Origin of the sequence: Bisbaumannia pacifica (assembly GCF_007989625.1) — a bacterium.
GTDB classification, from domain to species: Bacteria; Pseudomonadota; Gammaproteobacteria; order Pseudomonadales; family Halomonadaceae; genus Bisbaumannia; species Bisbaumannia pacifica.
In genome coordinates this window covers 1-15,143 of the sequence record NZ_BJUK01000060.1, presented here as the reverse complement: position 1 = coordinate 15,143, position 15,143 = coordinate 1, and the positions used below count along the sequence as shown (strand labels likewise).

The 15,143-nt window shown below is 66.3% G+C and carries 11 protein-coding genes and 2 tRNA genes; 11 read left to right on the top strand and 2 right to left on the bottom strand.

Annotated elements, in window-relative coordinates; genetic code table 11:
- Nucleotides 1-165 precede the first annotated feature (165 nt).
- Genes pyrG through eno form a run of 3 tightly spaced genes read left to right on the top strand, consistent with a single transcriptional unit; the run spans nt 166 to nt 4,044 of the window.
- Nucleotides 166-1,827, top strand: coding sequence for a CTP synthase (pyrG, locus tag HPA02_RS16595; RefSeq protein ID WP_146804316.1), 1,662 nt, complete (start codon nt 166-168; stop codon nt 1,825-1,827).
- Between the two features lie 16 nt (nt 1,828-1,843).
- The gene (kdsA, locus tag HPA02_RS16590; RefSeq protein ID WP_146804315.1) at nt 1,844-2,695 is read left to right on the top strand and encodes a 3-deoxy-8-phosphooctulonate synthase; all 852 of its coding nucleotides are present in this window, start codon (nt 1,844-1,846) and stop codon (nt 2,693-2,695) included.
- Between the two features lie 56 nt (nt 2,696-2,751).
- The gene (gene eno / locus HPA02_RS16585) at nt 2,752-4,044 is read left to right on the top strand and encodes a phosphopyruvate hydratase (RefSeq protein ID WP_146804314.1); all 1,293 of its coding nucleotides are present in this window, start codon (nt 2,752-2,754) and stop codon (nt 4,042-4,044) included.
- Nucleotides 4,045-4,521: 477 nt separating this feature from the next.
- Here eno and fdxA read toward each other — a convergent pair whose 3' ends face one another.
- A complete protein-coding gene (gene fdxA / locus HPA02_RS16580; RefSeq protein WP_146804313.1) occupies nt 4,522-4,845 on the bottom strand; it encodes a ferredoxin FdxA in 324 nt (107 codons plus the stop codon).
- Between the two features lie 255 nt (nt 4,846-5,100).
- Nucleotides 5,101-7,665 (bottom strand): DNA mismatch repair protein MutS, encoded by a 2,565-nt coding sequence (gene mutS / locus HPA02_RS16575; protein WP_146804312.1) that lies wholly within the window; start codon nt 7,663-7,665, stop codon nt 5,101-5,103.
- Nucleotides 7,666-7,770: 105 nt separating this feature from the next.
- On the opposite strand from mutS, the gene HPA02_RS16570 reads away from it, so the two are divergent.
- The 8 genes from HPA02_RS16570 to HPA02_RS16535 all read left to right on the top strand — a co-directional run bounded on the left by HPA02_RS16570 (nt 7,771) and on the right by HPA02_RS16535 (nt 15,025).
- Complete coding sequence (locus HPA02_RS16570) at nt 7,771-8,289, top strand: CinA family protein (protein WP_146804311.1); 519 nt, start codon at nt 7,771-7,773, stop codon at nt 8,287-8,289.
- Nucleotides 8,290-8,385: 96 nt separating this feature from the next.
- Entirely contained in the window at nt 8,386-9,450 is a 1,065-nt protein-coding gene (gene recA, locus HPA02_RS16565) for a recombinase RecA (protein ID WP_146804310.1), read from the top strand.
- Between the two features lie 3 nt (nt 9,451-9,453).
- Nucleotides 9,454-9,933, top strand: coding sequence for a regulatory protein RecX (locus HPA02_RS16560; RefSeq protein WP_146804309.1), 480 nt, complete (start codon nt 9,454-9,456; stop codon nt 9,931-9,933).
- 453 nt (nt 9,934-10,386) lie between these two features.
- Nucleotides 10,387-12,999 carry an alanine--tRNA ligase gene (gene alaS, locus HPA02_RS16555; protein ID WP_146804308.1) on the top strand — a complete coding sequence of 871 codons (2,613 nt, stop codon included), beginning with the start codon at nt 10,387-10,389 and terminating at the stop codon, nt 12,997-12,999.
- Between the two features lie 92 nt (nt 13,000-13,091).
- Nucleotides 13,092-14,342, top strand: coding sequence for an aspartate kinase (locus HPA02_RS16550; RefSeq protein WP_146804307.1), 1,251 nt, complete (start codon nt 13,092-13,094; stop codon nt 14,340-14,342).
- Nucleotides 14,343-14,527: 185 nt separating this feature from the next.
- Nucleotides 14,528-14,722 (top strand): carbon storage regulator CsrA, encoded by a 195-nt coding sequence (gene csrA / locus HPA02_RS16545; protein WP_146804306.1) that lies wholly within the window; start codon nt 14,528-14,530, stop codon nt 14,720-14,722.
- Between the two features lie 100 nt (nt 14,723-14,822).
- Nucleotides 14,823-14,915 (top strand) — tRNA-Ser (locus HPA02_RS16540).
- 33 nt (nt 14,916-14,948) lie between these two features.
- Nucleotides 14,949-15,025: transfer RNA gene (locus tag HPA02_RS16535), tRNA-Arg, on the top strand.
- The last annotated feature ends 118 nt before the right edge of the window (nt 15,026-15,143 follow it).

The window sequence follows — 15,143 nt, the reverse complement described above, 5'->3', positions numbered from 1 at the left end:
TTTGCTCCGACCTGCCCTCAGTGCCCCTCAGCCATTCCCGCTTTGGTAAGCGCAGCTGGCGGCAGGCGGCCAAAATTGAGCCATTGGTCGCACTCTGCTATTCTGTCGTCCCATCCTGGCGCGGCTTCCTGCCGAGCCTTCCGATCACGTTTCGACAGGTTCTCCATGACACGATATATCTTCGTGACCGGCGGCGTTGTGTCCTCACTCGGCAAGGGCATTGCGTCGGCTTCGCTGGCGGCGATTCTCGAGGCCCGTGGCCTCAAGGTCACCATTCTCAAGCTGGATCCCTATATCAATGTGGACCCGGGCACCATGAGCCCCTTCCAGCACGGCGAGGTGTTCGTCACCGAAGATGGCGCCGAAACCGACCTCGACCTGGGCCACTACGAGCGCTTCATTCGTAGCAAGATGACCCAGGGCAACAACTTCACCACGGGGCGCGTCTACGAGCACGTGCTGCGCAAGGAGCGCCGCGGCGACTACCTGGGCGGTACGGTGCAGGTGATTCCGCATATCACCGACGAGATCAAGCGCCGGGTCTATGCCGGCAGCGAAGGCTACGACGTGGCCCTGGTCGAGATCGGTGGCACCGTGGGCGATATCGAGTCGCTGCCCTTCCTGGAGTCGATCCGCCAGATTCGCAGCGAGCTGGGCGCCAACCGGGCGATCTTTATGCACCTGACCCTGGTGCCCTACATCAAGACCGCCGGCGAGACCAAGACCAAGCCGACCCAGCACAGCGTCAAGGAGCTGCGCTCCATCGGTATCCAGCCGGATATCCTGATCTGTCGCAGCGAGGTGGAGCTGGAGGCCAGTGAGCGCCGCAAGATCGCCCTCTTCACCAACGTCGAAGAGCGCGCCGTGGTGCCCCTGCAGGACGCCGACACCATCTACCGCATCCCGCTGATGCTCCACGAGCATGGCCTCGACGAGATCGTCTGCGACAAGCTGCGCCTGGAGGCCGGTGAAGCCGACCTGGGCGAGTGGGTGCGGGTGCTCGACGCCAAGCTCAACCCCTTGAAGTCGGTCAATATCGCCATGGTCGGCAAGTACATGGAGCTGCTCGACGCCTACAAGTCGCTGAACGAGGCGCTGATTCACGCCGGCATCCAGGGGCGGGTCAAGGTCAACGTCGACTATATCGACTCCGAGGAGATCGAGCGCAACGGCACCGACCGCCTGGCCGACAAGGACGCCATCCTGGTGCCCGGCGGCTTCGGCGAGCGCGGCGTGGAGGGCAAGATCGCCACCGCCCGCTTCGCCCGCGAGAACAAGATCCCCTACCTGGGCATCTGCCTGGGCATGCAGGTGGCGGTGATCGAGTTCGCCCGCCATGTGGTGGGCTGGGACGACGCCAACTCCACCGAGTTCACCCACGACACCCAGCACCCGGTGGTGGGCCTGATCACCGAATGGCTCTCCCCGGAGGGCAAGATCGAGCTGCGCGACGCCGCCTCCGACCTGGGCGGCACCATGCGCCTGGGTGGTCAGGTGTGCCGCCTCGAGGCCGGCACCAAGGCCCGCGAGGCCTATGGCAACGACGAGATCGTCGAGCGCCATCGCCACCGCTATGAGGTCAACGACCAGTTCGTGGCCGACTTGGAGAAGGCCGGCCTGGTGGTCTCCGGCAAGAGCGTCGACAACTCCCTGGTGGAGATGGTCGAGCTGCCCGATCACCCCTGGTACGTAGCCTGCCAGTTCCACCCGGAATTTACCTCCACGCCGCGCGATGGCCATCCGCTGTTCAGTGGCTTCGTCAACGCGGCCCTGGAGCACAAGAACGTGCGGGCCCGCCAGCAGGCCCAGGCCCAACCGCAAGGCTAAGGCGGAGGAGCCCCCCATGGCCGTAGCGCAGAAAACCCTCGAGATTGCCGGTCTGCGGACCGGCAACGAGTTGCCGTTGACGCTGTTCGGCGGCATGAATGTCCTGGAATCCCGCAAACTGGCCCTGGAGGTCGCCGAGGCCTATGTGGAGGTCACCTCGCGCCTCGGCATCCCCTATGTCTTCAAGGCCAGCTTCGACAAGGCCAATCGCAGTTCCATCCACTCCTTCCGTGGCCCCGGCCTGGAGCAGGGACTGGAGATCCTCGCCGAGGTGAAGGCGCGCTTCAACGTGCCGATCCTCACCGACGTGCACGAGCCCTGGCAGGCGGCCCCCGCCGCCGAGGTGGCCGATATCATCCAGCTGCCGGCCTTCCTGGCCCGCCAGACCGACCTGGTGGTGGCCATGGCCGAGACCGGCGCGGTGATCAATATCAAGAAGCCGCAGTTCCTGGCGCCCCATGAGATGCGCCATATCATTCGCAAGTGCGAGGAGGCCGGCAACGACCGGCTGATCCTCTGCGAGCGAGGCTCGAGCTTTGGCTACAACAACCTGATCGTCGATATGCTCGGTTTCGGCGAGATGAAGCAGACCGGCTACCCGCTCTTCTTCGACGTGACCCACGCCCTGCAGCGCCCCGGCGGGCGTTCCGACAGCGCCGATGGTCGCCGCCAGCAGGTGGCCGAGCTGGCCCGGGCCGGGGTCGCCGTGGGCCTGGCCGGGATCTTCCTCGAGGCCCATCCCGATCCGGACAACGCCAAGTGCGATGGTCCCTGCGCCCTGCCGCTGGATCGCCTCGCCCCCTTCCTGACCCAGCTCAAGGCCCTCGATGAGCTGGTCAAGGGCTTCCCGGCCCTGGAGATATCCTGAGCGGAGCCGTGACCTACCGACTCAATCAACGCTGACTCACTAAGGACGAAAAACCTATGACCAAGATCGTCGACATTCGCGCCCTCGAGGTGCTCGACTCCCGCGGCAACCCCACCGTACAGGCCGAGGTGGTCCTCGACGGTGGCGCCAAGGGCGTGGCCTGTGCCCCCAGCGGTGCCTCCACCGGTTCCCGCGAGGCCCTGGAGCTGCGCGACGGTGACAAGGCCCGCTACCTGGGCAAGGGCGTGCTCAAGGCCGTGGACGCCGTGAATGGCGCCATCCGTGAGCGCCTGGTGGGCCTGGATGCCGAGGATCAGCGCGCCCTGGATAACGCCATGCTCGAGCTGGATGGCACCGACAACAAGGCGACCCTGGGGGCCAACGCCATCCTGGCGGTGTCGCTGGCCGCCGCCAAGGCCGCCGCCGCCGCCAAGGGCGTGGAGCTCTACGCCCATATCGCCGAGCTCTACGGTCGGCCGGGCCAGTTCAATATGCCGGTGCCGATGATGAACATCCTCAACGGCGGCGAGCATGCCGACAACAACGTCGATATCCAGGAGTTCATGGTGCAGCCGGTGGGCGCCGCGAACTTCCGCGAGGCCCTGCGCATGGGCGCCGAGATCTTCCACGCCCTGAAGAAGGTGCTGAGCGCCCGCGGCCTGGCCACCTCCGTGGGTGACGAGGGCGGTTTCGCCCCCAACCTGGCTTCCAACGCCGAGGCCCTGGCGGTGATCCAGCAGGCCGTGGAAGACGCCGGCTACCGTCTGGGCCAGGACGTTACCCTGGCACTCGACTGCGCCTCCTCCGAGTTCTATCAGGACGGCCAGTACAACCTCGCCGGCGAGGGCAAGTCCTACGATGCCGCGGGCTTCGTCGACTACCTGGCCGAGCTGTGTGAGGCGTACCCCATCGTCTCCATCGAGGACGGCATGGACGAGTCCGACTGGGCCGGTTGGAAGGCGCTGACCGACAAGCTGGGCGACAAGGTACAGCTGGTGGGCGACGACCTCTTCGTCACCAACACCAAGATCCTCAAGCGCGGCATCGACGAGCAGATCGGCAACTCCATCCTGATCAAGTTCAACCAGATCGGCTCGCTCTCCGAGACCCTGGATGCCATCAAGATGGCCCAGGATGCCGGCTTCACCGCGGTGATCTCCCACCGTAGCGGCGAGACCGAGGACACCACCATCGCCGACCTGGCGGTGGCCACCTCCGCGGGCCAGATCAAGACCGGCTCCCTGTGCCGCAGCGACCGGGTCGCCAAGTACAACCGCCTGCTGGTGATCGAACAGCAACTGGGCGAGGCGGCCGCCTACCCGGGGCGCTCCGCCATCAAGGGGCAGTAAGGCGTGTCATCCAGGGCGACATTTCGTGTAGGAAATCGCTTACACAGAGGCGAGGAAGTCGCCCTGGTTGGTCAAGTTGTGATCAGTTCGATAGCGTGAAATAAATGCCAACTGTTTGATTTGTGGATTTTTTCTCGCAGCGCCGCGGCCGCCTCCAGGGGCGGCCGCGGTCGTCTGGGCACCTTGAGATGTGCGCCGGAGCTGCCACAATGAACTCGGGATTTGGAAAAGCGGGGAGTGCTTTTCCGGCAGGATGCCACGGGATGCTAGTCGGGTGCGCCGGGTACACAAGGGAAAAGGTTTCCCGGCAAGGAGGTCACCCAGGGAGTCGAACCGAAGGAGTGGTTCAAGGACATGCTAGGAGCGGGCGGCCTTCGGGCCGCCTTTTTTTGTGCCGGTGCCATGGGCACCAACGCAAGACGCCGACCCAAGGGTCGGCGTCTTGCGTTGTACGGCGCTGGGAGCGGTTGGCCTGAGTTAGCGTTCCAGCAGCTCCAGCTTGCCATCCTTGCCGTCCCACGCCTCGGCGTCGGGCAGCGGATCCTTTTTCTCGGCGATATTCGGCCAGACCTCGGCGAGTTCCGCGTTGAGCTCGATAAAGGCCTGCTGGCCATCCGGTAGCTCGTCCTCGGAGAAGATCGCCTCGGCGGGGCACTCCGGCTCGCACAGGGCGCAGTCGATGCACTCGTCGGGGTGAATCACCAGGAAGTTGGGACCTTCATAGAAGCAGTCCACCGGGCAGACTTCGACGCAGTCGGTGTACTTGCACTTGATGCAGTTTTCGGTGACGACGAATGTCATGGGTTTCCCCTCGGTCGGTTGGGGCTCGGCGGTCGCATGGCCACCGAGGCAGTAATGAATAATGTTATAAGCGCCGGCCCTATTATAAGCCGCCATTCTAATGGCGCCCTATTCTAGAGGCGTCTTTCCGGCCCAGCAAGCCGCGTCAAGCGGCTGACCGGACGATCGCGGCGAGCGTGCTCTCTGCTCTCGGGCCTGAAGGCGGGCCAGCTTGCTCCTGCGCTCCCCAGCCACTCCGCCGGCGACTGACTGGTTCTAGAGGCGCGTCTTCCACTGATATAGCAGCTCCAAGGCCTGGCGGGGGCTGAGGTCGTCCACGTCCAGCCCCTCCAAGGCCTCCACCAGCGGGTGGGGGGCGCTGGCGAAGAGGTCGTTCTGCAGCGGTGCGGCGCCATCGGCGGCGGGACGGGGCTGGTCCACCTCCTGCTGCTCCAACTGGGCGAGTTTCTCCCGGGCCCGCCGGATCACCCCCTGGGGCACCCCGGCCAGTTGGGCCACCTGCAGGCCGTAGCTCTGGCTGGCCGGCCCATCCTCCACCCGGTGCATAAAGACGATACCGTCCTTGTGCTCCGCCGCCGTCAGGTGCACGTTGGCGACCCCCTCGGCCTGCTCCGCCAGCGCCGTCATTTCGAAGTAGTGGGTGGCGAAGAGGGTGAAGGCGCGGGTGCGGGTCAAGTGCTCGGCGCTGGCCCAGGCCAGCGACAGGCCGTCGAAGGTGCTGGTGCCGCGGCCGATCTCGTCCATCAGCACCAGGCTCTGGTCGCTGGCGTTATGGAGGATATTGGCGGTCTCGGTCATCTCGACCATAAAGGTGGAGCGCCCGCCGGCCAGGTCATCGGAGGAGCCGATGCGGGTGAAGATACGATCCACTGGGCCGAGCCGCGCCGCGCTCGCCGGCACGAAGCTGCCGGTGTAGGCGAGCAGGGCGATCAGCGCCGCCTGGCGCATATAGGTGGACTTGCCGCCCATGTTGGGGCCGGTGATCACCAGCATGCGGCGCGCGTCGTCCATGATCAGGTCATTGGGCACGAAGGGGCCGTCGGAGACCTGCTCCACCACCGGGTGGCGCCCACCGCGGATCTCCAGGCCCGGGGTGGTCTCCAGGGTCGGGCGGGTGAAGTCCAGGGCCGCGGCCCGCTCGGCGAAGGCGGCCAAGACGTCCAGGCTGGCCAGGGCGCGGCTGGTGGCCTGGAGCGCCTCCAGCTCGGCATTGAGGGTATCGAGCAGGCCGTCATACAGCAGCTTCTCCCGGGCCAGGGCCCGGGACTTGGCGGAGAGTGCCTTGTCCTCGAACTCCTTGAGCTCGGGGATGATAAAGCGCTCGGCATTCTTCAGGGTCTGGCGGCGGATATAGTCCGCCGGGGCCTCCTTGGCCTGGGCGCGGGGAATCTCGATGTAGTAGCCGTGGACCCGGTTGTAGCCCACCTTGAGGCCAGGCAGGCCGGTGCGCTCCCGCTCCCGGGTCTCCAGCCGCACCAGGTAGTCGCCGGCGTGTTCGGCCAGGCCGCGGTGCTCGTCGAGCTCGGCATCGAAGCCCTCGGCGATCACCCCGCCGTCGCGGATCACCACCGGCGGGTTCTCCACCAAGGCCCGGGAGAGGGTGTCGGCGAGCTCCGGGTAGGGACGAATCTGGCGCTTCAGTTCGTCCAGGCTGGAGCCTTCCGGGTAGTCGGCCAGGGCCGTGGCCAGCTCCGGCAGGGCGATCAGGGCGTCGCGCAGGCGTGCCAGGTCCCGGGGACGGGCGCTGTAGAGGGCCACCCGGGCGAGGATGCGCTCGCAGTCGCCGATCGGCTTGAGCGCCTCGCGCAGCTCGCCATAACCCTCGGCCTCCAGCAGCAGGGTCACCGCGGTCTGGCGTTGGGTGACCAGGGTGGCGTCGCGCAGCGGGCGGTTGAGCCAGCGCTTGAGCAGTCGCGAGCCCATGGCGGTGGTGGTGGTGTCGAGCACGCTGGCCAGGGTGTTGTCGGCGCCGCCACCCAGGTTGATATCGATCTCCAGGTTGCGGCGGCTGGCGGCGTCGATCACCACGGCGTCATCGCGGCTCTCCACGCCGATGGCGGTGACATGGGGCAGCCGCGAGCGCTGGGTGTCGCGGGCATAGTCGATCAGCACCCCGGCGGCGGTGAGGGCGGTCTCCAGGTGGGCGCAGCCGAAGCCGCGCAGGTCCTGGACGCCGAACTGGTCGCAGAGGATGCGTTGGGCGCTCTCGGCGTCGAAGAGCCAGGCGCTCTGACGGCGCAGGCCGCGGCGCTCGGCCAGCTGGGGCGGCAGCTCCAGGTCCTCGCCAGCCAGCACCTCCGCCGGGTCGAGGCGCTGGAGCTCGGCGAGCATCTCGCCCTCGCCTTCGACCTCCAGTACCCCGAAGCGACCGCTGGAGAGCTCCAGCCAGGCCAGGCCCCAGGTGCCCTGGTGCGGGTGCAGCGCCAGCAGCAGGTTATCGCGGCGGGCGTCCAGCAGGGCCTCGTCGTAGAGGGTGCCCGGCGTGACGATGCGCACCACCCTGCGCTCCACTGGCCCCTTGCTGGTGGCCGGGTCGCCGATCTGTTCGCAGATCGCCACCGACTCGCCGGCGGCCACCAGGCGCGCCAGGTAGCTCTCGGCGCTATGGTAGGGCACCCCGGCCATGGGGATCGGCGCCCCGGCGGACTGGCCGCGCTGGGTCAGGGTGATATCGAGCAGCGCCGCGGCGCGCTTGGCATCCTCGTAGAAGAGCTCATAGAAATCGCCCATGCGGTAGAAGAGCAGCACATCGGGGTGATCGCGCTTGATCTTCAGGAACTGCTGCATCATCGGCGTATGGGTGGGAGTGGCCTGTGACATCGGGGATCCTGTTGAGGCTCTGCACTGGCTGGCAAAAGGCAGTATTCTAACGCCCAGGCAGTGGCTCCGTCAGGAGTGATCGCATCTGAATCAGGAGGTCCCCCCATGTCCGAGCAAGGACGCTACCTCGCCAACCTCGACCTGCTCACCCTGAGCGAGCGCCTGGGGCGGCTGTGCCGCGCCCGGGGCAGCGCCGTGACCTGCGCCGAGTCCTGCACCGGCGGTGGCGTGGCCAGCGCCATTACCGCAGTGGCCGGCAGCTCCAACTACTTCGAGACCGGCTATGTCACCTATGCCAACGGTGCCAAGACGCGGCTGCTCGGGGTGCCCGAAACGCTGCTGGCCGAGCATGGCGCCGTGAGCCGCGAGGTGGTGGAGGCCATGGTGGCCGGCGCCTGCCGCGATAGCGGCGCCGAACTCGGCGTGGCCATCAGCGGGGTGGCCGGCCCCGGCGGCGGCAGTGCCGACAAGCCGGTGGGCACCGTCTGGTTCGCCTGGGGCGATGCCGAGGCCCAGCAGGCCGAGCGCCATCACCTTCCCGGCGACCGCCGGGCGGTGCGCGAGCAGGCGGTGCGTATCGCCCTGATCGGACTGATTCAGCGACTCGAGGCCCTCGAGGAGTAGGCGCGGGCCGATTTTTTCGCCATACTACTGGCCAACCATACAGTAATCGATGGCGTCGCCCCGGGCGTCGCCCCAACCGATCCTAAGGAGACCACCATGGCTCAGGATGACAACCGTTCCAAGGCGTTGAGTGCCGCCCTCAGTCAGATCGAGCGGCAGTTCGGTAAGGGCACCGTGATGCGCCTGGGGGACACCCCGCGGGTGACGATGCCCTCGGTCTCCACCGGCTCCCTGGGCCTGGATATCGCTCTCGGCATCGGCGGCCTGCCCTATGGCCGGGTGGTGGAGATCTTCGGCCCCGAGTCCTCGGGCAAGACCACCCTGACCCTGTCGGTGATCGCCCAGGCCCAGAAGCAGGGCAAGACCTGTGCCTTTATCGATGCCGAGCATGCCCTCGACCCCAGCTACGCCGAGAAGCTCGGCGTCAACCTGGATGACCTCCTGGTCTCCCAGCCGGATACCGGCGAGCAGGCGCTGGAGATCTGCGACATGCTGGTGCGCTCCGGTGGCGTCGACGTCATCATCATCGACTCGGTGGCGGCGCTGACCCCGCGGGCCGAGATCGAGGGCGAGATGGGCGACTCCCACGTGGGCCTGCAGGCACGCCTGATGTCCCAGGCCCTGCGCAAGGTCACCGGGCATATCAAGAACGCCAATTGCATGGTGGTCTTCATCAACCAGATCCGCATGAAGATCGGCGTGATGTTCGGCAGCCCCGAGACCACCACCGGCGGTAATGCCCTGAAGTTCTACGCCAGCGTGCGCCTGGATATCCGCCGCACCGGCTCGGTGAAGCAGGGCGACGAGGTGATCGGCAACGAGACCCGGGTCAAGGTGGTCAAGAACAAGGTGGCGCCGCCCTTCCGTCAGGCGGAGTTCCAGATCCTCTATGGCAAGGGCATCTACCATGCCGGCGAGGTGATCGACCTGGGCGTGCAGTGTGGCCTGGTGAGCAAGGCCGGCGCCTGGTACAGCTACCAGGGCAGCAAGATCGGCCAAGGCAAGGCCAATGCCGCCCAGTACCTGGAAGAGAATCCGGCCATCATGGAGGAGATCGAAAGCCAGATTCGCGCCCAGCTGCTGGCCAATGCGTCTCCGGCGGAGGAGCCGGCCGAACCCGCCGAGGCCCCCCAGGCCGATGGCGAGGGCGATCTGCTCTAAATCATGCGTCGCGATGCCGACCATGCCTCCCCCCGGGAGGATGCCATCCGCCTGCTGGCCCGGCGCGATTACTCGCGCCACGAGCTGGAGGGGCGCCTGGCCAGCAAGGGGCACTCTGCCGAGGCCATCGGTGAGTGCCTGGATGCCCTGGCCGAGCAGGGGTTGCAGAGCGATGCCCGCTTCGCCGAGGCCTTCCTGCGCTCGCGGCTGGCTCGCGGACAGGGGCCGCTGAAGGTGCGCGCCGACCTGGGCCAGCGGGGCCTCTCCCGGGAGGCCATCGATACGCTCCTCAGGGAGGCCGAGGCCGCCGGCGAGCTCGATTGGTTCGCCCTGGCCGCCGAGACCCTGGGGCGCCGCTTCGCCGCCCCCGCCACGACTCCCAAGGAGCGGGCCCGCCAGGAGCGTTTCCTGGCCGGGCGCGGCTTCAGCTTCGACCAGGTGCGTTATGCCCTCGAAACGGCCTGGAATGACGAGGAGTCGTAGCTCCGAGCCTCAGCGTCCGAAGAGAGGCCCTGTTGCGATAGATGCCTCCCGTCAGTCGCGGGGCTAACTGACTCGCTCCTCTCCAGGACGAAACCCTGACGATTCGCTCGCAACTGATGCGTCGGGCCGGACCGAGGTCCCTCTCGCCGATCGCAGACGCGCACGTCCTGGATACGACATCCCTGTCGATCCCCGCTAGTCGCTCGCTACTCGTCAGCGTCGCTGGCGACGTCGCTTCGCTAGCTAGCCCCGCTGCGGCCTCGTCTCGGCGTCTAGGGTGGTTCTTCCGGCGACCATGCTCGCTTCTGTTGGCCGCTTATCTCCCCGCGACAGCGGCGGTCGCCGATGGCCCGCTGAAAGTTCCTTGACGACTGCGTTATAATGGTCCTCTTTGCGACGGTGCCCCGGCGCCGGGCGCCCAGGCGTCTTCAGGCTTATCCACACGGACTTATTATGAAGAGTGCAGATATCAGACAGGCCTTTCTGAGCTACTTCGAGGCGCAGGGCCATACCATCGTGCCGTCCAGCTCCCTGGTGCCGGGCAACGACCCGACCCTGCTGTTCACCAATGCCGGCATGGTGCCGTTCAAGGACGTCTTCCTGGGTCGCGACCCGCGCCCCTATGTGCGCGCCACCTCGTCCCAGCGCTGCGTACGCGCCGGCGGCAAGCACAACGACCTGGACAACGTCGGCTACACCGCCCGCCATCACACCTTCTTCGAGATGCTGGGCAACTTCAGCTTCGGCGACTACTTCAAGCGCGACGCCATTCGCTTCGCCTGGACCTTCCTCACCGAGACCCTGGGCCTGCCCAAGGAGAAGCTCTGGGTCACGGTGCATATCAGCGACGACGAGGCGGAGAAGATCTGGAAGGAGGAGATGGGCATCGACCCGGCGCGCTTCTCCAAGCTGGACGAGGACAACTTCTGGCAGATGGGCGATACCGGCCCCTGCGGGCCCAGCTCCGAAATCTTCTACGATCACGGCCCCGAGGTGTGGGGCGGCCCTCCCGGCAGCCCGGAAGAGGACGGCGATCGCTATATCGAGATCTGGAACCTGGTCTTTATGCAGTATGACCGGGACGCCCAGGGCACCCTCAATCCGCTGCCCAAGCCCTCCATCGACACCGGCATGGGCCTGGAGCGCATCGCCGCGGTGATGCAGGGGGTGCACTCCAACTACGAGATCGACCTCTTCCAGAACCTGCTGGCCGCCGCCGCCGAGGCCACCGGTCACGGCGACACCAGCACCCCCTCGCTGCGGGTGATCGCCGACCATATCCGCTCCTGCGCCTTCCTGATCGCCGATGGTGTCCTGCCCTCCAACGAGGGGCGTGGCTATGTGCTGCGTCGGATCATCCGCCGTGCCATCCGCCACGGCCACAAACTGGGCGCCCAGGGCGCCTTCTTCCACAAGCTGGTGGCGGCGCTGGATGCCGAGATGGGACACGCCTATCCGGAACTGCGCCAGGGCCGCGAGCAGATCGAACGGGTGCTGGCCAAGGAAGAGGCGCAGTTCGCGCGTACCCTGGATCACGGCATGGGCCTGCTGGAAGCGGCGCTGGGCGAGCTCGATGGCGAGGTGCTGCCCGGGGCGACGGTGTTCAAGCTCTACGACACCTACGGCTTCCCCTACGACCTGACCGCCGATGTCTGCCGCGAGCGCGGCGTGAGCCTCGACGAGGCCGGCTTCCAGCGCGAGCTGGAGGCCCAGCGCGAACGCGCCCGGGCCGCCAGTCAGTTCGGCGCCGACTATGGCGCGGCGCTCGAGCTCGACGGCGAGACCGACTTCACCGGCTACGACCGCCTGGAAGACGAGGCCACCGTCACCGCCATCGTCGATGCCGCCGGCAACGAGCTGGCGGGCCTGGCCGAGGGCCAGAAGGGCGTGGTGGTGCTGGATCGCACCCCCTTCTATGGCGAGTCCGGCGGCCAGGTGGGCGACACCGGTTACCTGGAGCTCGACGGCGCTCGCTTCCAGGTCACCGATACCCAGAAGCAGGGCGGTCACCACCTCCATCAGGGGCTGATGGTGGATGGCGAGCTTGCCGTGGGTGCCCAGGTGAAGCCCCGGGTGGATGCCTCCCTGCGCGCCGCCACGGTGCGCAATCACTCCGCCACCCACTTGCTACACCAGGCGCTGCGTGAGGTGCTGGGCGAGCATGTGCAGCAGAAGGGCTCCCTGGTCAGCGCCGAGCGGCTGCGCTTCGACTTTAGCCACTTCGAGGCGATGACGCCCGAGCAGCTGGCCGAGGTGGAGTCCCGGGTCAACGCCCAGGTCCTCGCCAATGCCGAGACTCGTGTCGAGCATATGAGCCTCGACGAGGCCAAGGCCCGCGGTGCGGCGGCGCTCTTCGAGGCCAAGTACGCCGACAGCGTGAGGGTGCTGACCATCGGCGCCGACGGCTACTCCGTGGAACTGTGCGGCGGCACCCATGTGGCGCGCAGCGGCGATATCGGTTGCTTCCATATCGTTACCGAGGCGGGCATCGCCGCCGGCGTGCGCCGAATCGAGGCGCTTACCGGCGAGGCGGCCCTGGCCTACTTCCGCGAGCAGGAGGCTCGGGTGGCGCGCATCGGCGAACGCCTCAAGGCCAAGCCGGAGCAGGTCGAGGAGCGGGTCGCCGCCCTGACCGAGCGCAACCGCGGCCTGGAGAAAGAGCTCGAGCGACTCAAAGCCAAACTGGCCAGCGCCGCCGGCAGCGACATGCTCGCCGAGGCCCGCGAGGTGAGCGGCGTCAAGCTGCTGGCCAAGCAGCTCGAGGGGGTCTCCGGCAAGGAGCTGCGAGGCGTCCTCGATCAGCTCAAGAACAAGCTGGGATCCGGCATCATCGTGCTCGGCGTGGCCGATCCGGAAGGCGGCAAGGTCAGCCTGATCGCCGGGGTCACCGATGACCTCACCGCCCGCGTCAAGGCCGGCGAGCTGGTCAATCACGTGGCCGCCCAGGTGGGCGGCAAGGGCGGCGGCCGCCCCGACATGGCCCAGGCCGGGGGCAGCGATGCATCTGCCCTGCCGGGGGCCCTGGAGAGTGTGCCGAGCTGGCTCGAGGCCAAGCTCGCCTCTTGATACGAAGGGCCGAGTGGCAGCAATGCCCCGGCCCTTTTCTTTGCCGGTTCCCGATCATTCATCGATTCACTGACCAATCAGGACACTTGCATATGGCGTTATACGTACAGAAATTCGGCGGTACCTCGGTGGGCTCCGTGGAGCGCATCAAGGCCGTGGCCGAGAAGGTCAAGAGGTTCCGCGACGACGGTCACCAGGTGGTGGTGGTGGTCTCCGCCATGAGCGGCGAGACCAATCGCTTGATCGGCATGGCCAACGAGATCAATGACGAACCCACGCCCCGCGAGATGGACATGCTGGTCTCCACCGGCGAGCAGGTGACCATCTCCCTGCTCGCCATGGCCTTGCACAAGCTGGGCGTGCCGGCCACCTCCTACACCGGCTCCCAGGTGGGCATCCTCACCGACAGCGCCCACACCAAGGCGCGCATCCAGCGCATCGAGACCGACGAGATGCGCGAGGATCTGGACGAGGGCAAGGTGCTGGTGGTCGCCGGCTTCCAGGGGGTCGACGAGGAGGGCAATATCACCACCCTCGGTCGCGGCGGCTCCGACACCACCGGCGTGGCCCTGGCCGCGGCCCTGGGCGCCGACGAGTGCCAGATCTACACCGACGTGGATGGCGTCTACACCACCGACCCGCGGGTCTGCTCCAAGGCTCAGCGCCTGGATACCGTCACCGTGGAGGAGATGCTCGAGCTGGCCAGCCTGGGCTCCAAGGTGCTGCAGATTCGCGCCGTCGAATTCGCCGGTAAATACAATGTGCCGCTGCGCGTGCTGTCCAGTTTCCAGGACGGCCCCGGCACCCTGATCGTCGCTGACACAGATGAAGAAGAGGACTCCATGGAAGAACCGCTGATCTCCGGTATCGCCTTTACCGCCAACGAGGCCAAGCTGACCCTGCTCAACACCCCGGATGTCCCCGGCGTGGCCTCGCGGATCCTGGGGCCCATCGCCGATGCCAATATCGAAGTCGACATGATCGTGCAGAACGTGGCGCCGGCCGGCGACTACACGGACTTCACCTTCACCGTCGCCAAGGGCGACTACAAGCAGACCCTGAAGATCCTCAACGAGCAGGTGCTGCCGGACCTGGGCGAGGGCGAGGTCAAGGGCGACGACAACATCGCCAAGGTCTCCCTGGTGGGCGTGGGCATGCGCTCCCATGCCGGCGTGGCCTCCAAGATGTTCCGCGTGCTCTCCGAGGAGAACATCAATATCCGCATGGTCTCCACCTCCGAGATCAAGATCTCCGTGGTGATCGACGAGAAGCAGATGGAGCTGGCCGTGCGCGCCCTGCACAGTGCCTTCGGTCTCGACAAGGACGATATCGAGAGCGAGTAACGCGCCAGCGCCTGCCATCCCTTCTACGCTGAAGGGAAGGCCCGGAAGCCGAGGCCCCGCGGGGCCTCGGCTTTTTTCGTTGGGCGGGGCATTTGGCCTGGGGCCTTGCATGACGCATAATTCAATTCGGTTACATAAAAATATGCGCATCCCGTGCAACCATAAGTCTGAGAAGGAGATCAGCCATGCTCATCTTGACCCGCCGTGTCGGTGAGACGCTAATGATCGGCGACGACATCACCGTCACCGTCCTGGGCGTCAAGGGCAATCAGGTCCGTATCGGCGTCAATGCCCCCAAGGATGTCGCGGTACATCGTGAAGAGATCTATCAGCGCATCCAGCGAGAACGGGCCGATGATGACGAGGGCAACCCCGCCTGAGGCAGGAAGTCCGCCCGCTCCCGCGCGTCGAATAAAAAAGTTTCCCCAAGTGTTGGACAAACCCCATTGGAAACGCTAACATACGCGCCGTGTTGATGAGGGAGAGGTGGCCGAGTGGCTGAAGGCGCTCCCCTGCTAAGGGAGTATGGGGTTTATAGCCTCATCGAGGGTTCGAATCCCTCCCTCTCCGCCATACGGCCTTAGGCCGGCATCGACACTCAGGCATGCGCCCGTAGCTCAGCTGGATAGAGTACCTGACTACGAATCAGGTGGTCGGAGGTTCGAATCCTCCCGGGCGCGCCATTATCGATACGAGGCCGATGGCCAGAGTCGATAAGAGTCGCCTGAATTTTCTGATAAGCGCCCGTAGCTCAGCTGGATAGAGTACCTGACTACGAATCAGGTGGTCGGAGGTTCGAAT

Excerpts from the sequence above, each read along its gene's own strand:
- pyrG (WP_146804316.1), top strand. The coding sequence starts at position 166 with ATGACACGATATATCTTCGTGACCGGCGGCGTTGTGTCCTCACTCGGC.
- kdsA (WP_146804315.1), top strand. The coding sequence starts at position 1,844 with ATGGCCGTAGCGCAGAAAACCCTCGAGATTGCCGGTCTGCGGACCGGC.
- eno (WP_146804314.1), top strand. The coding sequence starts at position 2,752 with ATGACCAAGATCGTCGACATTCGCGCCCTCGAGGTGCTCGACTCCCGC.
- fdxA (WP_146804313.1), bottom strand. The coding sequence starts at position 4,845 with ATGACATTCGTCGTCACCGAAAACTGCATCAAGTGCAAGTACACCGAC.
- mutS (WP_146804312.1), bottom strand. The coding sequence starts at position 7,665 with ATGTCACAGGCCACTCCCACCCATACGCCGATGATGCAGCAGTTCCTG.
- HPA02_RS16570 (WP_146804311.1), top strand. The coding sequence starts at position 7,771 with ATGTCCGAGCAAGGACGCTACCTCGCCAACCTCGACCTGCTCACCCTG.
- recA (WP_146804310.1), top strand. The coding sequence starts at position 8,386 with ATGGCTCAGGATGACAACCGTTCCAAGGCGTTGAGTGCCGCCCTCAGT.
- HPA02_RS16560 (WP_146804309.1), top strand. The coding sequence starts at position 9,454 with ATGCGTCGCGATGCCGACCATGCCTCCCCCCGGGAGGATGCCATCCGC.
- alaS (WP_146804308.1), top strand. The coding sequence starts at position 10,387 with ATGAAGAGTGCAGATATCAGACAGGCCTTTCTGAGCTACTTCGAGGCG.
- HPA02_RS16550 (WP_146804307.1), top strand. The coding sequence starts at position 13,092 with ATGGCGTTATACGTACAGAAATTCGGCGGTACCTCGGTGGGCTCCGTG.
- csrA (WP_146804306.1), top strand. The coding sequence starts at position 14,528 with ATGCTCATCTTGACCCGCCGTGTCGGTGAGACGCTAATGATCGGCGAC.